20 protein-coding genes are annotated in these 22,223 nt (G+C 64.4%); 8 read left to right on the top strand and 12 right to left on the bottom strand.

Annotated elements, in window-relative coordinates; all coding sequences use genetic code 11:
• Positions 1-24 precede the first annotated feature (24 nt).
• From ACVW1C_RS04160 to ACVW1C_RS04170, 3 genes are all read right to left on the bottom strand, one after another.
• Entirely contained in the window at positions 25-1,890 is a 1,866-nt protein-coding gene (locus tag ACVW1C_RS04160; RefSeq protein ID WP_456757294.1) for a potassium transporter Kup, read from the bottom strand.
• A 169-nt stretch (positions 1,891-2,059) separates the two neighbouring features.
• Positions 2,060-2,890, bottom strand: a complete 831-nt coding sequence (locus ACVW1C_RS04165) for an OmpA/MotB family protein (RefSeq protein ID WP_097672457.1) — start codon at positions 2,888-2,890, stop codon at positions 2,060-2,062.
• Positions 2,891-2,922: 32 nt separating this feature from the next.
• Positions 2,923-3,696, bottom strand: coding sequence for a motility protein A (locus ACVW1C_RS04170; protein WP_029078588.1), 774 nt, complete (start codon positions 3,694-3,696; stop codon positions 2,923-2,925).
• 374 nt (positions 3,697-4,070) lie between these two features.
• On the opposite strand from ACVW1C_RS04170, the gene ACVW1C_RS04175 reads away from it, so the two are divergent.
• From ACVW1C_RS04175 to ACVW1C_RS04195, 5 genes are all read left to right on the top strand, one after another.
• On the top strand, positions 4,071-5,051 hold the full coding sequence (locus tag ACVW1C_RS04175; protein WP_456757295.1) for an NADPH:quinone oxidoreductase family protein: 981 nt from the start codon (positions 4,071-4,073) through the stop codon (positions 5,049-5,051).
• Between the two features lie 832 nt (positions 5,052-5,883).
• On the top strand, positions 5,884-6,075 hold the full coding sequence (locus tag ACVW1C_RS04180; RefSeq protein ID WP_456757296.1) for a hypothetical protein: 192 nt from the start codon (positions 5,884-5,886) through the stop codon (positions 6,073-6,075).
• A gap of 196 nt (positions 6,076-6,271) precedes the next feature.
• On the top strand, positions 6,272-6,697 hold the full coding sequence (locus ACVW1C_RS04185; RefSeq protein WP_176531979.1) for a GFA family protein: 426 nt from the start codon (positions 6,272-6,274) through the stop codon (positions 6,695-6,697).
• Between the two features lie 145 nt (positions 6,698-6,842).
• Complete coding sequence (locus ACVW1C_RS04190) at positions 6,843-7,697, top strand: SDR family NAD(P)-dependent oxidoreductase (RefSeq protein ID WP_456757297.1); 855 nt, start codon at positions 6,843-6,845, stop codon at positions 7,695-7,697.
• A 315-nt stretch (positions 7,698-8,012) separates the two neighbouring features.
• Entirely contained in the window at positions 8,013-8,246 is a 234-nt protein-coding gene (locus tag ACVW1C_RS04195) for a hypothetical protein (RefSeq protein ID WP_456757298.1), read from the top strand.
• A gap of 8 nt (positions 8,247-8,254) precedes the next feature.
• Here the strand turns inward: ACVW1C_RS04195 and ACVW1C_RS04200 are convergent, their stop codons facing one another.
• The 3 genes from ACVW1C_RS04200 to ACVW1C_RS04210 form a co-directional block, all read right to left on the bottom strand.
• Entirely contained in the window at positions 8,255-9,526 is a 1,272-nt protein-coding gene (locus ACVW1C_RS04200; protein ID WP_456757299.1) for an NAD(P)/FAD-dependent oxidoreductase, read from the bottom strand.
• 85 nt (positions 9,527-9,611) lie between these two features.
• Positions 9,612-11,267, bottom strand: a complete 1,656-nt coding sequence (locus ACVW1C_RS04205) for a thiamine pyrophosphate-binding protein (protein WP_456757300.1) — start codon at positions 11,265-11,267, stop codon at positions 9,612-9,614.
• 337 nt (positions 11,268-11,604) lie between these two features.
• A complete protein-coding gene (locus ACVW1C_RS04210) occupies positions 11,605-11,940 on the bottom strand; it encodes a hypothetical protein (protein ID WP_456757301.1) in 336 nt (111 codons plus the stop codon).
• 210 nt (positions 11,941-12,150) lie between these two features.
• Between ACVW1C_RS04210 and ACVW1C_RS04215 the strand changes: the two genes are divergently transcribed.
• On the top strand, positions 12,151-13,641 hold the full coding sequence (locus ACVW1C_RS04215) for a methyl-accepting chemotaxis protein (RefSeq protein ID WP_456757302.1): 1,491 nt from the start codon (positions 12,151-12,153) through the stop codon (positions 13,639-13,641).
• Positions 13,642-13,722: 81 nt separating this feature from the next.
• Here ACVW1C_RS04215 and ACVW1C_RS04220 read toward each other — a convergent pair whose 3' ends face one another.
• The 6 genes from ACVW1C_RS04220 to ACVW1C_RS04245 form a co-directional block, all read right to left on the bottom strand.
• The gene (locus tag ACVW1C_RS04220) at positions 13,723-15,264 is read right to left on the bottom strand and encodes an ABC transporter substrate-binding protein (protein ID WP_456757303.1); all 1,542 of its coding nucleotides are present in this window, start codon (positions 15,262-15,264) and stop codon (positions 13,723-13,725) included.
• Between the two features lie 481 nt (positions 15,265-15,745).
• On the bottom strand, positions 15,746-16,891 hold the full coding sequence (locus tag ACVW1C_RS04225; RefSeq protein WP_456757304.1) for an acyl-CoA dehydrogenase family protein: 1,146 nt from the start codon (positions 16,889-16,891) through the stop codon (positions 15,746-15,748).
• A 12-nt stretch (positions 16,892-16,903) separates the two neighbouring features.
• Positions 16,904-17,731: an SDR family NAD(P)-dependent oxidoreductase gene (locus ACVW1C_RS04230; RefSeq protein WP_456757305.1), complete on the bottom strand. Its 828-nt coding sequence runs from the start codon at positions 17,729-17,731 to the stop codon at positions 16,904-16,906.
• 8 nt (positions 17,732-17,739) lie between these two features.
• Positions 17,740-18,147 carry a MaoC family dehydratase gene (locus ACVW1C_RS04235; RefSeq protein WP_456757306.1) on the bottom strand — a complete coding sequence of 136 codons (408 nt, stop codon included), beginning with the start codon at positions 18,145-18,147 and terminating at the stop codon, positions 17,740-17,742.
• Positions 18,144-18,575: a MaoC family dehydratase N-terminal domain-containing protein gene (locus ACVW1C_RS04240; protein WP_456757307.1), complete on the bottom strand. Its 432-nt coding sequence runs from the start codon at positions 18,573-18,575 to the stop codon at positions 18,144-18,146. The genes ACVW1C_RS04235 and ACVW1C_RS04240 overlap by 4 nt, the downstream gene beginning before the upstream one ends.
• Positions 18,576-18,582: 7 nt before the next feature.
• Complete coding sequence (locus tag ACVW1C_RS04245; RefSeq protein WP_456757308.1) at positions 18,583-19,767, bottom strand: lipid-transfer protein; 1,185 nt, start codon at positions 19,765-19,767, stop codon at positions 18,583-18,585.
• On the opposite strand from ACVW1C_RS04245, the gene ACVW1C_RS04250 reads away from it, so the two are divergent.
• On the top strand, positions 19,754-20,686 hold the full coding sequence (locus ACVW1C_RS04250) for a TetR/AcrR family transcriptional regulator (protein ID WP_456757309.1): 933 nt from the start codon (positions 19,754-19,756) through the stop codon (positions 20,684-20,686). The two genes, ACVW1C_RS04245 and ACVW1C_RS04250, sit on opposite strands and share 14 nt — an antisense overlap.
• Entirely contained in the window at positions 20,616-22,172 is a 1,557-nt protein-coding gene (locus ACVW1C_RS04255) for an acyl-CoA synthetase (RefSeq protein WP_456757310.1), read from the top strand. Before ACVW1C_RS04250 ends, ACVW1C_RS04255 begins: the two co-directional genes overlap by 71 nt.
• Positions 22,173-22,223 lie beyond the last annotated feature (51 nt).

The raw sequence follows: 22,223 nt of genomic DNA on the forward strand, positions 1-22,223 counted from the left end.
TCAACTGTAGAATCCATTGCCGCATCAAATAGTTACCTGGGTACCCACTTCAACCACCCGGCCGGTCGGGATCTGGAAATAGTCGGTGGCATCGTTGGCGGACCGGCTCATCGCGATGAACAGGTGGTCCTGCCACTGCGGCATCCCGGACTGGGCGGACGGCTTCAGTGACCGGCGCGACACGAAGAACGAGGTCGACATGATGTCGAACTGCCAGCCGAGCTTGCGCGCGACTGCGAGCGCCTTCGGCACGTTCGGCGATTCCATGTAGCCGAAGCGCAGCCGCACCGCGGTGAACTTGTCGCTGACCTTCTCCATGGTCACGCGCTCCGACACGTCGACGCGCGGTGTCGGTGCGGTCTCGATGGTCAGGATCACATTGTGCTCGTGCAGCACCTTGTTGTGCTTGAGATTGTGTAAGAGCGCGGTCGGCACGAAGCTCGGATCGCTGGTCAGGAACACCGCGGTGCCCTTGACGATATGCGGCGGCCGTTTCTCCAGGCTGTGGATCAGGTCGCGCAGTGGCACCTCGATGCGGCGGGTCTTGGCGATCAGGATCGCAGCGCCGCGACGCCAGGTCCAGATCATCGTCGCCATCACGACGCCGAACAGCAGCGGCACCCATGCGCCCTCGAACAGCTTCAAGAGATTGGCGCTGAAGAAGGTCATGTCGACGATCACGAACGGCAGGATCAATGCGGCGGCCGACGCCACGCGCCAGTTCCACAGCTTCCAGATCACGATGAAGCCCATGATGCCGTCGGCGACCATGGTGGTGGAGACGGCGATGCCGTAGGCCGAGGCGAGCCCGCTCGAGGTGCGGAACAGCAGCACCAGCAGCAGCACGCCGATCAGCAGCAGCCGGTTGACGCGCGGCAGGTAGATCTGCCCGGCATGGGTCTCCGAGGTGTAGCGGACCTCGAAGCGCGGCAAGAGCCCGAGCTGCACCGCCTGGCTGATCAGCGAATAGGCGCCGGTAATGACGGCCTGGCTCGCGATCACGGTGGCGGCGGTGGCAAGCCCGATCAGCGGCGGCAGCAGCACGTCGGGCACCATGCGGTAGAACGAGTTCTCGATCGCGGCGGGATCGGACAGCAGCAACGCGCCCTGTCCGAAATAATTCAGCAGCAGCGACGGCAGCACGAAGAACAGCCAGCCGGACTGGATCGGCTTGCGGCCGAAATGCCCGAGATCGGCATACAGCGCCTCGCCGCCGGTCACCGCGAGGAACACCGCGCCCAAGGTCACTAAGCCGATGGTGCCGTGGGTCAGCAGGAACTGGATTGCGTAATAGGGATTGATCGCCGCCAGCACCGACGGATCGTCCATGATGTGGACCAGCCCCATCACCGCGAGCGAGGCGAACCACACCACCATCACCGGCCCGAAGGCGGAGGCGACGCGCGCGGTGCCGGTGCGCTGCACCGAGAACAGCAGCACGAGGATCAGGATCGTCAGCGGCACCACATAGTGCTCGAGATGCGGCGTGGCGAGCTTGAGGCCTTCGACCGCCGACAGCACCGAGATCGCCGGCGTGATCATGGAATCGCCGATGAACATCGAGGCGCCGACCACGCCGAGCGCGAGCAGCGGCCGGCTGCGCCGTCCGATCGCGCGCTGGCCGAGCGCCATCAGCGACAGCGTGCCACCCTCGCCGTTGTTGTCGGCGCGCAGCAGCAGCAGGACGTATTTGGCGGTGACGACGGTGAACAGCGCCCACAGGATCAGGCTGAGCACGCCGAGCACCATGATGCGGGTCACCGGCTGGCCGTGCGCTGCGCCACCAACCGCCTCGCGGAATGCGTAAAGCGGCGAAGTTCCGATATCGCCGAACACCACTCCGATGCTGCCCAGTGTCAGGGCCCAGAAGCCGGAGGTGCCTTGGCCCATTCCTTGCCCCGTGCCTTGGGTCTCCTGGGCTTCGGTGGATGAGACGCTGACAGCCATGGCGAGGTTGGAACGCTCGATCGGTTGATTTTGATCCGCGCGGCTATCGACGCTTCCGCCTCGCCTGTCAACCAAGCAGCACGGCCAACGGCGGTAGCAGGGTAACCCGGAGCTACGGCTTCAGATCCGGCGGCAATGGCGGATTTTCCCGCATCAACGTGATGGTCACGCGACGGTTCGCCGGCAGCGTCGGATCGTCGGGAAACAGCGGCTGGCCGTCCGCCTTGCCGGAAACCGCGAAGATGTGGGACGGCGGCAGCCCTTCCCGCTCCAGGATCTGGCGCACTGCGTTAGCGCGGTCCGCGGACAAGTCGAAGGCATCGTAATCGCTGCGCGCCGGCACGAAGCCTGCGGCTGTATGCCCCACGATCGCGATCCGCAGCGGCGTCGCCTTCAGCGGCGCGGCGAGCTTCTGGATCAACCGGCGGGTGCGCTCATACGGCTCCCTGGAGCCGTCGGCGAACATCGAGCGGCCGTCCTGATCGACGATCTCGAGATTGAGCCCCTCCTTGGTCTCCTCGAACATGATGTTCTTGGAAATCTCGGTCAGCTCCGGCATGTCCTGCAGCGCCTGCCGCAGCGAGGCGGAGGCGAGCGCGAATTCGCGGTCGATCTTCAGCCGTGCGCCGTTGATCTGGCTGCGCTCCTTTTCGTCCGGCGTCGGATTGGCCGACGATTCCTCCGGCGAGATGTGCTCGACATTCTTGAGCTTCGGCCGGGTCGGCAGGCCATCGGACTCGACGATGCCGGAATAGCGCACATTGGTCTGCACGCCGAAGGCGTCGCGCATCGAGCCCGCGACGATCTTCAGCTTGTTGTTGTCCATGGTGGAGAACGCGACGAGCATCACGAAGAAGCTCATCATCAGGCCCATCAGGTCGGCGAAGGTCACGAACCAGCCGTGACCTCCGGTATGGGCGTCGCCGCGCTTTTTCTTGGCCATCGCTGTTGTCCCGGGAGCGCCAGTCGGGGCCGTCAGGCCGGAACCGGCTCGCCTTCCTCGTTGCGATGCTTTTCCGGCAGATAGGCCAGCAGCATCTCACGCACCAGCGCCGGGCTCTTGGAATCGCGGATCATCAGGATGCCGTCGATGATCAGCGTGCGGTTGGTTTCCTCGTCGAGCAGCTTGCCGTGCAGCTTGTCGGCGATCGGCAGGCAGAACAGGTTGGCCACCAGCGCGCCGTACAGCGTGGCGAGCAGCGCGGTCGCCATGAACGGGCCGAGCTTGGAAGGGTCGGTCATGTTGGCGAACATCTGCACCATGCCGATCAGCGTGCCGATCATGCCGAAGGCCGGCGCGCAGTCGCCGATCGCGCGGTAGATCTTGCTGCCCTCGTCGAGGTGCATCAGGAAATTGTCGCGGTCGCGCTCCATGTTGTCGCGGATGAATTCGAGGTCGTAGCCGTCGGCGACGTAGCGGATGCCCTTGGCAAGGAACGGCTCGTCGGTCTCGACCTTCTCCAGGCCGACCGGGCCCTGCTTGCGGGCGATCTCGGCGATCCGGGCGAGCTCGTCGACGAGGTCGCGGGCCGACAGCCGGCTCATCGTGAAGGCAAACTTGGCGCCGAGCGGCAGCCCGTGCAGCATCACGCCGAGCGGAAAGCGGATCATCGTCGCCGCGATCGAGCCGCCGAAGATGATGATCATGGCGTGTTCGGAGATGAACATGTGCAGGTCACCGCCCATGAACATCATCACCGCGATGACGATGATGCCAGCCAACAGCCCGGCGCCAGTCATGATATCCATAGGAGACTCCAACGCGTACGCAACCTGCCCGTCCTGGACGGCGCGCAGCCCAAGGCGGGCCGCGTGGAAAACCCTAACGTTAGCGCCATTAAGGACGCGTTACCGAATTTGGTAGGGATAACAACGGGTAAACGCCGGCCTTTTCGCGATGTCGTTGAAGATGTTGGCTTTCCGCATGCGACGCTGTCGCTGCATGCGCAAAAGGCCTCCCCGTAGAACAACGGACATGAGATAGGTTTGCCGAGAGCGTTTTCGAGCGAAGTGGGTACCGGTTCGCGCGAAGAAAACGCGTCAACACAAGAATCTGGAGCCTCGTTCCGATTCAATCGGAACGGAAAAGGCTTCAGCGGAAACGAACCAACGAGCGGGACAGGATGAAGGCAGTCGTCGTCGAGCAATACGCGCCCATCGATCAGATCGAGCTGAAGCACATCACCACGCCCGAACCCGGCCCGGGACAGATCCGCGTCCGGGTTCACGCCGCGAGCATCGGCTTCGTCGATGGGCTGAAGGTCGAGGGCCGCTACCAGACCAAGGATGCCCTGCCCTTTACGCCGGGTGCGGAATTCGCCGGCGTGGTCGACGAGGTCGCGGGCGACGTCGCCGGCATCACGCCGGGCATGCGGGTGATGGGCGCGGCGCGCTCGGGCGCGCTGGCCGAGTACATCGTGGTGCCGCCTGCCGCCGTCGAGGTCATGCCCGACGGCCTGTCGATGGAGGCCGCCGCCGCCTTTCGCACCAATTACCTCACCGCGCTGTATGCGCTCGCCGAGCGCGGCTCGCTCAAGGCCGGCGAGCAGTTGCTGGTGCTCGGTGCCGCCGGCGGCACCGGCATCGCCGCGGTCCAGGTCGGCAAGCTGCTCGGCGCGCGCGTCGTTGCCGCCGCCTCGAGCGACGAGAAGCGCAGCTTCGCCGCAAGCTTCGGCGCCGATGCTGTCGTCGACTACACGAAGCCCGATTGGCGCGATGCGCTGAAGGACGCAACCGGCGGCAATGGTCCCGACGTGATCTTCGATCCGGTCGGCGGCGAGGTCTCGTTGCAGGCGTTCCGCTCGATCGCCTGGAACGGTCGCCATGTCGTGGTCGGCTTTGCGGCAGGCCAGATCCCCGCTCTGCCGTTCAATCTGCCGCTGTTGAAGGGCGGCCTCCTGATCGGCGTCGACGCCGCCCAGATCGCGCGCCGCGAGCCCGAGGCGCAGGCGCGCGTGATGACGCAATTGTCGGCATGGCTGAACGACGGTCGACTGACGCCCGTTGTCGGCAAGGTGTTCGAGCTTGAGGATTTCCGCGCGGCGTTCACGACGATGCAAACCCGCGCGGCGCTGGGCAAGATGGTGGTGCGGATCGGATCGTGAGAGAGCCACCGCTATCGCCTCATCGTCGCTGTCGCGTCGGCCGCTCGCTGCCGTTCCACCATCGCGCGCAATTGCGCATGGAGTCGGAAATGATGTCCTGCCACACACAGCACCATCAACCACGGGGCGAGTTGTTGAAGAAGGCTGCTGTGGCCCCAGCGCGCTGCAATAGCGCGACCATTTGGGGCAATGGGTCGGCCTTCGCCGGGACGACGCCGAGGGTGTGGCCCGCCGGTGAGCCATACGTTCGCGTTCTCGCGGCATGATTTGTCCGAGCTTTGCAGTTCGTTCCGCCCTCTCTTGGACAGAGGGCGCAGGGAAAGCCGGGTGCCGACCGCACCCATGGGTCCCGCGTAGTAAAAAACGCGGGAGGTAGGACCACAGGTGTAACCGGAAACAACCCGGCTTTCCCTGCGCGATGGCTTTACGGCTTATTTCGTGCTCTCCCCGGCGAGACTGGGCTTGTTTGTCACCGCCTTCGCAAAACGCTTGCGCGTTTTGCGAGAGGACACCGGCCGCTAGGGCGTCAGGACCACACGACTTCACCGTCCGCGTCACGCGCACTCGTCAGTTGCGCAATCAGCGTCCACCGCATCTCGACCCGCGTTCGTGACGACCGCGAAGCGCCCCTCGTGTCGGGCGAGACGGGCGTATTGAACATCTGAGTTGGGTCCGGCGTCAAGTTTAATTCTGTAAACCCGAACGAACTGACGGTGCGGCCAGCATGCGGGCGCCCTGTCCGGCCCGAGGCTCGGCGACAAATTATCACACGTTATTGTCGCTGGGTTCCGCGCCTCCTACCGTTTGCCGAAAACGGCTGCGGGGTGAAAAAATGCAGGACATGCTGACGCATCTGGAGAAGCTTCGCACTGACGCGGCGGAGTGTGCCCTGATCCGCGACCTGGCGACGGACATCCATAAGCGCGAACTTTTCGCTAAGCTTGCCGAGCATCTCGCGGCCCTCGCTGGGGAAGTCGAGAAGGCCATTGCCGCAGCCGGAAGGGCGAAGCCAACCAGGGTGTAGGCCCAACCAGCTTGCCTCCGATCCCATGGGGAGCGAGTCTCAATTCGTGCGACAGAGACGGGTGACGCCACCTGGTTCACACAGCGCCGTTGAATCTTGCATCCGGTTCGCTCGAGATTTTCTCACGTCATCTACGAATTTTTCTGAATTGTCCGGCTCATCTTTTTCAGAGATGATCTTGACAGGAGGGACAGACATGGCGAGCGACACGAACGTCCGGGCTGGCCGATGCCATTGTGGCGCGGTGCGTTTCGAGGCAACGCTCAGCGACGGCTTCAATTCGATCCGCCGCTGCACCTGCTCCTACTGCCGGATGCGAGGCGCCGTCGTTGTCATGGCGGAGATGGGTGGGATCAAGCTGCTGCAAGGCGAGGATACGCTGACAAGCTACCGCTTCCATACCGGATCGGCGCAGCACTTCTTCTGTTCTCGCTGCGGAATATACACGCATCATCAACGACGATCCGACCAGAACCTGTATGCCGTGAACGTGGCTTGCCTGGACGGCGTAAGCCCGTTCGATTTCTCCGAGGTGCCCGTCATGGATGGCGTCAACCATACCAACGACACCGGCAGGCCAACGCGTCGAGCAGGCACCCTCCGCTTCATCCCGGCTGACTAGCGCGATCAGCCAGCACCGCTTGAGGTCCGAAAAGGGCCCAGGAGCGGACATCCCGCACACTTCCCAATCGCTTGCAAGTACGGTCAAATGGTGTCCGGTGACACTTGGCGTTTTGGTGCGCGGGTGTCCGCTTGCACGGGGGAGAATGCGCGTGAAGGAACTCGCTGGAAAGACCGCGTTCGTCACCGGTGCGGCGTCAGGCATTGGATTGGGGATCGCGACCGCTCTCGCCCAGGCGGGGGCGAAAGTCATGCTTTGCGATATCGAAGAAGCGGCCCTGTCCGCGGCGCTCGAGCAACTGAGGCTCACCAACGTCGATGTCGACGGCGTGCAAGCGGATGTCTCACTCAAAGACGAACTCGTGGTGGCCGCCGAAGCCACGACTGCTCGCTACGGCAAGGTGCATATCCTCGTCAACAACGCGGGCGTCGGCGGTGGTGGGTCCTATGGCACCTGGACCGAGGCGTCCTGGAATTGGGCCATGGGCGTCAACCTGATGGCGACCGTTTGGGGGATCGAGATTTTCGGGCCGTTGATAGAGCAGCATGGCGAGGGTGGACACATCGTCTCCACAGCCTCGATCGCCGGCCTTATTTCAGGGGCGAGCAATGCATACAACGTTTCAAAGTATGGCGTTGTCGCGCTGTCCGAGGGACTGCGGGGTGAACTCGCGCCCCGCGGGATCGGCGTATCGGTGCTGTGTCCCGGGTTCATCCGCACTCAAATCCTGAACTCGAGGCGCAACCTCCCCAAGCGCTTCGACGGGGAGCTTCGCGCCTTGCCGACTTCGGGCCCACTTGCCGAGCAGATCAATCTGATCCGGGAACGCCTCTCTCAGGGCATCGATCCCATGTATGTCGGTGAACTCGTCCGCGAGGGCATCGAAAACGACTGGCCCTATATCTTCACCGACCTCGAATTCGAGCCAATGGTCGAAGCGCGCTTCGCCGCGATCAAGCAAGGCTTTGACCACATTCGCGGGCGCAACCCGAAACGATGAGCGCGCAGCCATTCCACGGGCCGGATTGTGCGCTTATGGGGGCCATGCCGCCGAGACGCAAGCCGGTGATGCTGCATTCGGATCCGAAGGAACCAACGCCGCGGCAGCTTATTATTGTTGCACCCCTTAGTTGAACAGTAATATCCCGCCAGTATCGGCATAGGCGCCGATACCGGCACATTGCCCGTCCACCGGGAGGAATTTAACCGTCATCTGTTGAATTTCAGGATCATTCACCTTGGCACTTTTTGCATATCGAGCGTCGAGCACGACGTCCCGATCGCGCAGGCGGAGCACCGCCGCCAGAGACGCGCGATGAAGATGGACAAAGCCATCTGGTACGTCTCGTTCGCCGTCAGAACCCCTGACGCCGGACATCATCGCTTCGCGCGCCAGACCCGCACCTTCACGACCGAGCAGGATGCCAAGGCGTTTGCGCGCACCCTGCTCGAGCAGACTGAAGACGTCAGCGCCGGAACGATCAATCCGCACACGCCAAGGCGGGTGATCGCGCCGGCCGCGATCGCGGCCTGGGCCGGCGAGAGCTGAGGTATACCTTACAAAAAGCGTGACGGCGCGAACGGCTGCAGCGGGATCTCCGGCGCCTTGCCGCTGAGCAATTGCGCGACCAGCCGGCCGGTGCGGGCCGAGCCGACCAGGCCGACATGGCCGTGGCCGAACGCATAGACCACGTCGGGCGAGGCGCGGCTATGGCCGATGCAGGGCCGCCCGTCGGGCATGCTCGGGCGATGGCCGAACCAGGTCTTGATCCGCGAGGGTGGAATGTCCCTCGGCAGCTTCGGGAACATGCTGAGCAGATGCTCGCGCAGTATCTCGGCGCGCTTCCAGTTCGGCTCGGCGTCGAGCCCCGCGATCTCCACCGTGCCGGCGGCGCGCAGGCCCTTGTCGGTCCAGTTGACCACCATCTTGGCATCCGAGGCCATCATCGAATTGCGCGGTCCGGATTCCGGATTCTCGATCATGACGTGATAGCCGCGCTCGGTCTCGAGCGGCAGCGGGTCGCCGATCGATGCGGTCAGTTGCTTCGAGCGTGCACCGGCGGCGACGACCGCCGCATCGCAGGCGATCTCGCCGGTCTCGGTGACCACGGCGACGAGCCGGTCGCCCGCAAGCTTGAGGCCTGTTGCCTTGGCGGCGACGCGCTCGGCGCCGTTCGCGATCGCGTGCGCGGCGAGCGCTGCGACGTAGGCGCCGGGATCGCGGCAGCGGCCGGCCTCCTCCACCACGACGCCGAATTTGTAGCGCGGATGCAGATCGGGCTCGCGCTGGCGCATCTCGTTTTCATCGAGCTCCAGCCATTCAATGCCGACGCGCTTGCGGATACGCCAGCCGAGGTCGCGGTCGAACGGCGCACGCGAGGGAAATACATGCATCACCCCGCGCCGCTCGATCAGTTCGGGCACGCCGGCTTCCTCGGCGAGCTGCCGGTGCAGTAGCGGCGCGTCCTTGAGCAGATCGCGCATCGCCCGCGCGGTGGCCTCGACCTGCGCCTCGGTCCGGCTCGACAGCAGATACTTGATCAGCCATGGCAAGGCTTTCGGCAGATACGCCCAGCGGATCGCAAGCGGCCCGAGCGGGTCCATCAGATAGCCCGGGACCTTCTTCCAGGTGCCAGGCTCGGCCGGCGGGATCACCGAATGTGACGACAGCCAGCCGGCATTGCCATAGCTCGCCGCCTGGGTGCCGCCGGGCTCGCCCGTGTCGATCAGCGTGACACGATGGCCCGCGCGCAGCGCCTCGATGGCACTGATCACGCCGACCGCACCGGCGCCGATGATCGCAACGTGACGGCGGGCAATCTCGGGCATCAGCGTATGGCCTCCTGCTTAAGCATGATCTCCGCCCAAACGCTACGCGTTTGTCGCGAGGGAAAACCGCTTCGCACTTTCCGGATCATGCTTGCGGCACAAAATCCTTGCCGACCGACAGCGCGCGCTGATCGACCAGGCAGTGCAGGATCGCCGGCTTGCCGGACGCCAGCGCCCGCTCGAACGCCGGCGCAAAATCCTCGGTGCGCTCGACCCGCTCGCCATGGCCGCCGAACGCCTTGGCATAGAGCGCGAAGTCCGGGTTCTTGAGCTGGGTGCCGACGACACGGCCGGGATAGTCGCGCTCCTGATGCATGCGGATGGTGCCGTATTGCGCATTGTCGATGACGACGACGATCAGCGGCGCGTCATACTGCACGGCGGTGGCGAACTCCTGCCCGTTCATCAGGAAGCAGCCGTCGCCGGCGAACGCGACGACGACGCGATCCGGATGCTGTCGCTTGGCCATCACGGCCGCCGGCACGCCGTAGCCCATCGAACCCGAGGTCGGCGCGAGCTGTGCCGCGAAAGTGTGGAAGCGATGGTGGCGATGAATCCAGCCGGCGTAATTGCCGGCGCCGTTGCAGACGATCGCATCCTTCGGCAGGCGATCGCGCAGCCAGGTCACGACCTCGCCGTACTGGAAATGACCCGGCAGCTCGCGCGGCTTGTCGGTCCAGGCAAGATAGTCCGCGTGCGCCTTGGCCGCCTCGCCCTTCCAGGCGGGCGCAGCTGCGGGCTTCATGCTCTCGACCGCGGCGGCGAAGGCCGCAGGCGTCGCCTGGATCGCCAGCGCCGGCTGGTAGACGCGGCCGAGCTCTTCGGAGCCCGGATGCACATGAATCAGCTTCTGGCTCGGCACCGGAATATCGAGCAGCGTGTAGGACGAGGACGGCATCTCCGACATGCGGCCGCCGATCAGAAGAATGACGTCGGCGCCGGTGAAGCGATCCCTGAGCTTCGGGCTCGGGCCGATGCCGAGATCGCCGGCATAGTGCGAATGGTCGGCGTCGAACAGCGAGGCGCGGCGGAACGAGGTCGCGACCGGCAGGTCGAAGCGCTCGGCAAAGCGCGCGATGCCCTTGGCGGCCTCTTGTGTCCAGGCCGAGCCGCCGAGCACCACGATCGGCGTCTTGGCGCCGGAGAGCATGGTGCCGAGGCGCTCGAGATCCGACGGCGCCGGCCAGGTCGCGGCCGGCTCGACCTTCGGCGCGTCGGCGACCGCTGCGGTTTCGGTCAGCATGTTCTCCGGCAGCGAAATCACCACCGGACCGGGGCGGCCCTGCAACGCGACGCGGAAGGCGCGCGCGACCAGCTCCGGAATGCGGTCCGGACGATCGATCTCGACCGCCCATTTCGCCATGGTGCCGAACACCGCCTTGTAGTCGAGTTCCTGGAACGCCTCGCGCTCCCGCATGCCGGTGTCGACCTGGCCGACGAACAGGATCATCGGGGTGGAATCCTGCATCGCGATGTGCACGCCGTGCGCGGCGTTGGTCGATCCGGGACCGCGGGTGACGAAGCAGATGCCGGGGCGCCCGGTGAGCTTGCCATAGGCCTCCGCCATCATCGCCGCACCGCCCTCGGCGCGGCAGATCACGACGTCGATCGGGCTGTCATGCAGGGCATCAAGCGCCGCCAGGTAGCTCTCGCCCGGCACGCAGGTGACGCGCTCCACCCCTTGCGCGACAAGCTGGTCGATCAGGATCTGGCCTCCGGTGCGGGCGTTGCTTTTGGTCATGAGAGCTCCCTGCGGCATTGGCGCGCGCTTGCGGCTCGCGCGGAACGTGGTCCGACGGGGGTATGATAGACGGGAATATGGTGCAAGGCCGAAGCCGCTTCTCGTGGGCGAAGCCCGGGCAAGCCATGCGATAGGCAATGGGCATCGCCCTTTCGTCATCGATTTCCGCAGAGCGGACGATCGCCGGCGGGATCGTCGCGGCCCGGCCGGAGAGCAGGTAGGTAACTTCCGCCGATCTCAGAGCGCCCTCGCCGTCCGCTTGCGGACGACACGTTCCATCGCCGGTCGGCACGTTCGATCCGGGCGCGGCGCCTGGATCAACCTGTGCGTGCTTCTTTCAACAGCACCCCATCGGCGATGCGCCAGCCTCGTGGTCATCACGCGGCACCAGCGCGCATGCGGGAGAGATGATCCGCGGGTCATCGCAAAGACCGACGGCGCGCCGCCGCACGGGACGCGTGAAAGCCAGCGCGTTGCGGCGCGCGCGTGACAACGGCGTGGCACAAACTGCATGCACCATCGCGTCATATGCACGATAACAATCATTAGAAGCGCGCGCGTGTGCTTCCGTAAGACTACGGTCAGCGATCGGTCGCGTCGCACCGTTCGATGCAGGATCGCGCGGATTTCGCGGAAAATCGTAGTCCAGCGCGTCGATTTCGGCTGCACTCATCGCATGCATCGCCCGTTCGGTCCGGCGCGATCGCGCGCGGCACACTGCACGCACTTCTTGATGGAACTCGAATCGCCTACGGTTTCGTGCAGTCACAAATTGTAAATCGTGTATCGCACCTGCCCGCCGTCCCGCGGCGGAAAGTGATCTGCTGCCGAGCAGGTGCATCCTTTTCAATTCACCAGTTATTATCAATGCTGGAGGCAATGCATGCTGGGAATTAAGAGTGTCGCAAGCGTGGTCGGCTCGGATAGTTCATACCGGCTGTTCGACGATATGCCGATCAGCGTCATGCTCTGCGAGCTGGACAATTTCAGGATCACCTACATCAACGAGTCGACGCGGCAGAATCTGAAAAAGATCGAGCATGTTCTGCCGGTGAAAGTCGACGCGCTGATCGGACAATCGATCGACATCTTTCACAAGAACCCGCAGCATCAACGCCGGCTCTTGTCCGATCCGAAGAACCTGCCGCACAAGGCGCGCATCACCATCGGCGGCGAGACGCTCGATCTCACCGTGACGGCGATGACCAATTCGCGCGGCCGCTACTCGGGGCCGATGCTGACCTGGGAGCTCGCGACCGAGAAGGCGCGGCTTGAAACCCAGACCGAGCGGCTGTTGCAGATGCTCGACAACATGCCGATCAACATCATGATGTGCGATACCGATTTCAACATCACCTACATCAACCAGACCAGCCTCAAGACGCTCGACACCGTGAAGCATTTGCTCCCGGTGGCGCCGGACAAGATCCTCGGCAACTCGTTCGACATCTTCCACAAGAACCCGGCGCATCAGCGCCGCATCGTCGGCGATCCCAAGAACCTGCCGCACGCGGCCAAGATCAAGCTCGGCCCGGAAACGCTCGACCTCAGGGTCTCCGGGCTGACCGACAAGCGCGGCAACTATACCGGCGCGATGCTGAGCTGGGCGGTCGTCACGGGCAATGTGAAGCTCGCCGACGATTTCGAGAAGGACGTGAAGGGCCTTGCCGGGATGCTGGCATCGGCCTCGACGCAAATGCAGGGTACCGCGCGATCACTGACGACGACCGCCGAATTCGTCAATCAGCGCTCGGCGAGTGCGGCGTCCGCCTCCGAAGAGCTGTCGTCCTCGGTCAACGAGATCAGCCGCCAGGTGTCCGAAGCGAGCCGCATCGCCCGGATGGCGGTCGAGGAGGCCGAGAAGTCCGACAAGCTGGTCGCGGGCCTCGTGACCATGGCGCAGAAGATCGGCGATGTCGTCGCGCTGATCAGCCAGATCGCCGGCCAGACCAACCTGCTCGCGCTCAACGCCACGATCGAGTCCGCGCGGGCCGGCGAAGCCGGCCGGGGCTTTGCGGTCGTCGCATCCGAGGTGAAGGCGCTGGCCAACCAGACCGCCAAGGCCACGGAAGACATCTCGGCGCAGATCAACGAGATGCAGGCCGCGACCGGCAACACCGCCACGGCGCTGAAGTCGATCTCGCAGGTCATCGTCCAGATCAGCGAGATCTCGACCGTGATCGCCAGCGCCGTCGAGGAGCAGGCCGCGGCCACCAAGGAGGTCACCGCCAACATCAACGGAACCACCAAGGCGATCGACGATGCCAGCAAGGCCGCCGAGAACGTTCTGGCGGCCTCCGGAGAGCTCGCCAGCAACGCGTCCGAACTGGAAGTCCAGGTCGACAAGTTCCTCAAGAACGTGCGGGCGATGTGATCGCGAGGAACCGGAGCCCGTCATCGGGGCGCGCTTGGCGCAGACCCCGTTGGCGTGCTCCGGAACGACGGTCGAGATATTTCAGTCGAGCCAGGCGTTGGAGACGTCGATCACCCCGCTATAGAGCTTCGGAAGACCTTTCAGCCTGCTGCTCGAGATGGCGTAATACGTGTTCTGGAAAGTCCAGAACCAGATCGCCTCCTTGTTGATGAGCCGGCTGATCGCGCAATAGTCCTCGGTGCGCTGACCGACATCGGCTGTGGACCGCGCGTGTTCAAGCAGCCGGTCGAGCTCGGGATCCGAATAGTTGGCGAGCGCAACCGGGCTGCCGGTGTGGAAATTGGCATACATCTGAGGACTGGGATCGGGGAAGTCGACGATGCGCCACGGCGTCAGCTGGAATTGACGCATGAAGGCCCGCGGAGGAATCGTGGCCTGATCGACCTGCTCGATCTCCATATTGGCGCCAACCTGCTTCCAGAACTGCTGCAACACCTGACCGTTGGTGCGGCCCCGAGGGGTCGCCGTGACCAGCATCTTGAATTCGACCGGCTTGCCGTAGTCCTTGATCAGCGCCTTCGCCTTCTCGACATCGTAAGGTAACGCCCCGTCGTCCTTGCACTTGACCCAGGAGCCGTCGCCATACGGGTTGGACGCCGGACGCGACAGGCCGCTGGTGACCGCCTGCGACCATGTCTTTCGGTCGAGGGCCATCACGAGCGCCTGCCGCACCCGCACGTCCTGGAAGGGTTCGACCTTGGTGTTGAACGCCGCGACCTGCGCACCCGATCCGGAATAGCTGTGCACCGTCAGCTTCGGGTCCTTCTGCGCCCTCAGGATATTGTCACCGTCGTATTCGTCATCCCAGATGATGTCGGCTTCGCCGGATTGGACGCTGGCAAAGCGCGACTGCGCGTCGGGCAAGGGTTTCAGAATGATGCGATCGAGGTAGGGATGGCCCTTGTTCCAGTAGTTGGGGTTTTTCTCCAGCGTTATACGATCGCCCGCAGTCCATGCTTTCGGAATATATGGCCCGGTGCCGACTGGATTGTGGTTGTAGTCGTCGCCCTTGGTCTTCCAGGCCGTCGGCGAATGGACAACGTTGGTGGGGCTTGGAAAGCTCAGATTTGCCGGCAACGTGACCGTGGGATCGCTGAGATTGAATATCAGGGTCAACTCGTCGGGCGCCTGCACGTCATGGACACCGGAAATATAGAACGCACAGCGGCATTTGTTGGCGGGATCCTTCCAGTGATCGAAGCTCTCCTTGACCGCCTGCGCATTGAATGGCGTGCCGTCATGGAACGTGACGCCCGGCCGCAGCTTGAAAGTCCAGGTCTTGTAGTCGTCTGAATGGGTCCAGGACAGCGCAAGCTTCGGCTGCGGCTCGCCCTTATCATCCAAGGAGGTCAGCGTATCGAAGATCAATGCCGCCGCGGATTGCGCCGACGTGTCGTACACGCCGACCTTCAGCGGATCGAAGCCGGGAATGTCCAGTTCCTGGCCTACAGTGATGGTGCCGCCCTGCTTTTGCGCGCCGGCCGGTCCTGCCGCACTGAGCAAGCTCGCTCCGGCGGCAATCGCGGTCAGCACAATTGAAGTCAAACATGATGGTTTCTTCACGGAAAATCCTCCCGGAGCAGCGATGCCTCAGCGCGCTGCCTCTGCTCCTCGGCAAGCGCCTGCCTGAGTGCAAGAGGACTCCAAAAAGGGAGGGGTCCGAAGGACGATATGAACGGAAAATCAGGTCACCTGACGGCGCCTCGATCTGTTGTCCCCGCGATGCTTCGCAGCCACAAGGGAAATCTCGATCTATTGTCGCCACCTCGCGGCGACAAGGGCAAAAAAGGGTTACCTCAATCCTGGAGCGGATTTTCTAATGCGGCGGAGCGCGAGTGCTGATTTTGGCGGCGAGGGTGTCGAGGCACGATCTCCGATGCCGGGAGAGACCGGCGCACTCACCATCCCGTCATTCAGGGGCACGCGAAGCGTGAACTATGGCGCGCATTTGCGCGCCTGAGAATCCCGAGATTCCCCGATGCGCCATTGCGCATCTGAGGTTCGATGCAGGCGCATCGCCCCGGAATGACCGAGAAGGACCTGCCTACAGCGAGCGCGCGATCAAAACCTTCATGATCTCGTTGGTGCCGCCATAGATCTTCTGGATGCGGGAATCGATGAACATGCGCGAGATCGGGTATTCCTGCATGTAGCCATAGCCGCCATGCAGCTGCAGGCATTCGTCGGCGGTCTCGACCTGCTTCTGCGAGCACCACCATTTCGCCATCGAGGCCGTCACGGTGTCGAGGTCGCCGGCGACCAGACGTTCGACGCACCAGTCGACGAACACGCGGGCGATCATCGCCTCGGTCTTGCGCTCGGCAAGCGTGAACGCGGTGTTCTGGAATTCGATCAGCGGCTTGCCGAACGCGGTGCGCGCCTTGGTGTATTCGGCGGTGATCTCGACCGCGCGCTCCATCGAGGCGACCGCGCCGATCGCGAGCGACAGCCGCTCCTGCGGCAATTGCTGCATCAGCTGCACAAAGCCGTTGCCCTCCTCATTGCCGAGCAGGTTTTCCGGCGGCACCGTGACATTGTCGAAGAACAGCTCCGAGGTGTCTGAGGCGTGCAGGCCGATCTTGTCGAGGTTGCGGCCGCGCCGGTAGCCCTCGGCCCCGGCGGTTTCAACGACGATCAACGAAATTCCCTTGGCGCCCGGCGCTCCGGTGCGCGCCACCACGATGACGAGATCTGCGGCCTGGCCGTTGGTAATGAATGTCTTCTGGCCGTTGATAACATAGGAATTGCCCTGCTTCTTCGCGGTGGTCTTGACGGCCTGCAGGTCGGAGCCGGTGCCGGGCTCGGTCATCGCGATGGCGCCGACCATCTCGCCCGACGCCATCTTCGGCAGCCAGCGTTGCTTCTGCTCCTCCGAGCCGTAGTTGACGATGTAATGCGCGACGATCGCGCTGTGCACGGAGACGCCGGTGGTCAGCTCCGGCACCGTGCTCTCGAGGTCATCGAGCACAGCGGCGTCGTAGGCGAAGCTGGCCCCTAAGCCGCCATAGGCCTCCGGCACGCTCGGCAGCAGCGCGCCCATCTCGCCGAGCGCGCGCCAGGCGAAGCGGTCGACCAGCTTCTGCTCGCGCCATTTCTCGGCGTGCGGCGCCAGGTCTTTGGCGAGGAATTTGCGGAACTGGTCACGGAAGGTGTCCAGCTCCTCGGTCATCCAGGACGATCGGTAATGCATGATATCCCCGTGTCAGATCAACAGACCGCCGCCGGCGACGATCACCTGACCACTGATGTAGTTCGATTCCGGCGCGCAGAACAGATAGACCGCATCCGCCGCCTCTTCCGGCGTGCCGCCGCGACCGAGCGGGATCATGCGGCCCATCGCCTCCAGCATCTGCGGCTGCACGCCGACCTTGATGTCGCGGCCGGCGACGTCGATGGTCTTCTGCTGGCTCTCGATCGGCTCGGTCAGGCGGGTGTTGATCAGGCCGAACGCCACGCAATTGACGTTGACCTTGTAGCGGCCCCACTCCTTGCACATCGTGCGCGTCAATCCGATCAGCGCGGCCTTGGCCGAGGAATAGCTCGCCTGCCCGGCGTTGCCATAGAGGCCCGCGATCGAGGAGATGTTGACGACCTTGCGGAACACCTCGCGGCCTGCCTCAGCCTCCTTCTTCGCCATCACCCGGATCGGCTCGGATGCCGCACGCAGAATCCGGAACGGGGCGACGAGATGGACGTCGAGCATGGCCTGGAACTGCTCGTCCGACATCCTCTGGATCGTTGAGTCCCAGGTGTAGCCGGCATTGTTGACGATGATGTCGAGGCCGCCGAATGTTTCGATGGCGCTGCCGACGAAACGATCGGCAAAGCCGGATTCGGTCACGCTGCCATTGACCGCGATCGCCTCACCGCCCATGGCCTTGATCTCGGCGACGACCGCATTGCCCGGCTCGGCATCGAGATCGTTGACCACGACCTTCGCGCCCTCGCTCGCGAGCTTCAGCGCAATCGCGCGCCCGATGCCGCGGCCCGAACCGGAGACGAGCGCGACTTTGCCTTGCAGTTTCGACATGATCTCTCCTAAAGCGCGATAACGGCTTCGCCCGCGAGCTTGACCTCGCCGTTCTGATCCTTCGTCGTGAGCGCGAGTCTTGCTCGCCTCTCACCGCCCTGCTCGATCAGTTCGGTCACCGTGCCTTCGCAGGTCAACGCGGCGCCGAGCTGGGTGATCGCGGCAAAGCGGGTCGAGAACGAGCGGATGCGCGAGGGGTTGACTGCGTCCGTCAGCGCCTGGCCGAGATAGCCCATGACCAGCATGCCGTGCGCGAACACGTCGGGAAAACCGGCCGCTGTCGCAAAGTCGATATCCACATGGATCGGGTTATGGTCGCCTGAGGCGCCGCAGTACAGCGCGAGGCGATGGCGGGTGATCGGCGGGAATTCCTTGTGGACGATGAGGTCGCCGACCGCGGGAACGCTGCTGCTCATGACGGCCTCGCATTGCGCACCACAATGGTGCGCGAGGTATCGGCGACGTGGATGCCGGCCTGGTTGGTGACCGCGGTCTCGACCACGATCAGCGTCATCGCCCCGCCCTTCTTCTCGGTCACGCTGGTGACGCGCGGCCGGAACGTCAGGGTGTCGCCGACCACCACGGGTGCGTGATAGTCGAAGCGCTGCTCGCCATGCAGCACGCGGGCGAGATCGATGCCGAGAGCGGTCAGGAACTCGAACGGCTCGGCCGCGTCCATCATCTCCAGACAAAACAGATAGGTCGGCGGCACCGGCGCCGCTGCCCCGTCACGATAGACCGGATTGGTTTCGCCGAGGGTATCGAGGAAGAAGCGCAAGCGTCCCGGCTCGACGCGCGCGGTCACGGGCGTAAACGTACGCCCGACGGCGGATTGATCGACCATGGCGGCCTCAGGCGCGTTCGTAGAGCGTCACGACGCAAGCGCCGCCGAGGCCGAGATTGTGCTGCAGCCCGAGCCGCGCGCCCTCCACTTGCGTCGCAGCGGCCGTGCCGCGCAGCTGCCGCGTCAGCTCGTAGCACTGCGCAAGGCCAGTGGCGCCGAGCGGATGGCCCTTCGACAGCAACCCGCCGGACGGATTGGTGACGATCTTGCCGCCATAGGTGTTGTCGCCGTCGTCGATGAATTTCGCGGCCTCGCCCTCTCCGCACAGGCCGAGCCCCTCATAGGTGATCAGCTCGTTATGGGCGAAGCAGTCATGCAGTTCGACGACGTCGAGATCGTTGGGCCCGATGCCGGCGGCTTCATAGACCTTGCTCGCGGCGTCGCGCGCCATGTCGTAGCCGACCACCTGCATCATGTCCGATGCACCGAAGGTCGAGGGCGTGTCGGTCGTCATCGCCTGCGCCGCAATGCGAACGCTCTTGTTGAGACCGTGCTGGTCGGCGAACTTCTCCGAGACCAGGATCGCGGCAGCGCCACCGCAGGTCGGCGGGCACGCCATCAGCCGCGTCATCACACCGGGCCAGATCACCTGGTCGTTCATCACGTCGTCGGCGGTGACTTCCTTGCGGAACAGCGCCAGCGGATTGTTCTTGGCGTGGCGGCTCGCCTTGGCCCGCACTTTGGCGAACGCCGACAGCGGCGTGCCGTATTTCCTCATGTGGCTGAGGCCGGCGCCGCCGAAATAGCGCAGCGCCAGCGGCACGCCGGGTGCATCGACCAGCTTGTCGGCGGCGGCGTCGAAATCGTCGAACGCGCTGGGGCGATCGGTGAACACGGCCCCGAGCGCGCCGGGCTTCATCTGCTCGAAGCCGAGCGCCATCACGCAATCGGCTGCGCCTGACTCGATCGCCTGCCGCGCCAGGAACAGCGCGGTCGAACCGGTCGAGCAGTTGTTGTTGACGTTGACGATCGGGATGCCGGTCATGCCAACCGGATAGAGCGCGCGCTGGCCGCAAGTGGAGTCGCCATAGACATAGCCGACATAGGCCTGCTGCACACGGCCGTAATCGAGCCCGGCATCAGTGAGCGCGAGCTTCGCAGCCTCGGCGCCCATCACGTGATACGGCGCATTGGCGCCGGGCTTGACGAACGGGATCATGCCGACCCCGGCAACATAGGTGCGTGACGTCATCGCGTGTCCTCCCGGAAATTACCCACTGGACTATTTATTACCCATGGGTAATATACGGACCACCTTCCGGAGTCAATGCGACAACAGCCACGCGATGGACGCCCGCTTCCCTCCTTCCAACACCGAGTCGCCCTGGCTGCCGTTTGAGAGCCGGCGCCGCGCCCGCGACGAGAAGCGCGAAGCCGTGCTGCGCGCCGCCGTGCAGCTGTTCCTCGAACAGGGCTATCACCGCGCCACGCTGAACGACGTCGCCAAGCGGCTCAACATCACCAAGCCGGCACTGTATAATTACTTCCACGGCAAGGACGAGATCCTGTTCGAGTGCTGGTCGATCGGCCATGAACTGGTCGACGACTGCATTGCCGAGACCTCGGCCGGCAGCGGCAGCGGCCTCGACAAGCTACGCAAGCTCACCACCCGCTACGCCGAGCTGATGACGACGGACTACGGCAAGAGCCTGGTCCGGTTCGATCTCCGCGATCTCAGCGAGCATAACCGCAAGATCGTGCAGACCGCGAAGCGGCGGATCGACCGCGCCTTCCGCGACTATATCGCTGCCGGCATCGCGGACGGTTCGGTGAAACCCTGCGACCCGAAGCTCGCGGCGTTCGCCATCGCCGGCTCGCTGAACTGGATCGGACACTGGTTCCAGCCCGGCGGCGAGCTGACCGGACACGCCGTCGCCGAGGAATTCGCGATCCGCCTCACCGAAGGCATCGCCAAAACAACAACGCAAATGACATCAACGCGCGAGACAACAACGCGCAAGGCAGCCGTTCCGGCTGCAGCGAAGGCGAACAAACCGCCTCGCAAGGGAAACGTGGGAAACGCATCAAGGGAGGACAGGAGTGAACATCACGCACGGGCTGCGGCGGGCGCTGCAGGTCAATCCAAACGGGCTCGCAGTCGTCTGCGGTGAACGGCGGCGCAACTGGCGCGAGGTCGGCACCCGCGTCGCCCGCCTCGCCTCCGCGATCCGCTCGCTTGGCGCCGGCAACGGCGATCGCGTCGCGATCCTGTCGCTGAACTCCGACCGCTATCTCGAGCTGTATCTGGCGGTCGGCTGGGCCGGCACCGTGATCGTGCCGCTCAACATCCGCTGGTCTCCGATTGAGAACGAAGATGCGCTGCGTGACTGCCGCGCAACGATCCTGTTCGTCGATAAGGCGTTTGCGCCGGTCGGCACGACGCTGGCGAACGCCATCCCCGGCCTCAAGCTGATCTATGCCGACGAAGGCGAGACGCCGGCGGGCATGGAGAATTACGAGACGCTGATCGCGCGCAGCGAACCCGTTCCGGACGCGATGCGCATGCGCGACGACCTCGCCGGCATCTTCTACACCGGCGGCACCACCGGCCGCTCCAAGGGCGTGATGCTGAGCCACGGCAATCTGATGGCCAATGCGCTGAACGCGCTCGGCGAAGGCCTGTGGCCGAGCAGCACGATCTACCTGCACGCGGCGCCGATGTTCCACCTCGCCAATGGCGCGGCGATGTATTCGGTGCTGCTGTCCGGCGGCTCCAACGTCGTGATCCAGGGCTTTACGCCCGACGGTGTCGCGGCCGCCGTGCAGAAGGAGCGCATCACCGACGTGCTGCTGGTGCCGACCATGATCCAGATGTTCGTCGATCACCCGACGCTCGGCACCTACGACCTGTCGTCCTTGAAGCGAATCGCCTACGGCGCCTCGGTCATCAGCGACGCCGTGATGATGCGCGCCATGAAGGCGCTGCCGCATGTCGAGTTCACCCAGGCCTATGGCATGACCGAGCTGTCGCCGATCGCCACCCTGCTGCACTGGAAGGAGCATATCGGCGATGGCCGCGCCAAGGGCCGGCATCGCGGCGCCGGCCGGGCGACGCTCGGTGCCGAAGTGAAGATCGTCGATGCGGACGACAAGGTGGTGCCGACGGGCACCGTCGGCGAGATCGCGGTGCGCGGCGATATGGTGATGATGGGCTATTGGGAGCGTCCGGAGGAGACCGCGCGCGCCGTGATCGACGGCTGGATGCATACCGGCGACGGCGGTTACATGGACGAGGACGGCTTCGTCTACGTCGTCGACCGCGTCAAGGACATGATCATCTCCGGCGGCGAGAACGTCTATTCGGCCGAGGTCGAGAACGCGCTGGCCCAGCACCCGGCGGTGGCGCAATGCGCCGTGATCGGCATTCCGAGCGAGCGCTGGGGCGAGCAGGTCCACGCCGTCGTGGTGATGAAGAGCGGCGCCAGCGCCACGCCGGAAGAGCTGATGGAGCACTGCAAGGCGCTGATCGCCGGCTACAAATGCCCGCGCAGCGTCGACATCACGGCAACTCCGTTGCCGCTCTCCGGCGCCGGCAAGATCCTGAAGCGCGAGCTGCGCAAGCCGTATTGGGAGAACCGGGAGCGGCGCGTGAGCTAAGGCGCGAGGCGCGATCTCTCGATCCAGTCATTCCGGGGCATGCGAAGCATG

Source organism: Bradyrhizobium sp. USDA 4011, assembly GCF_054063415.1.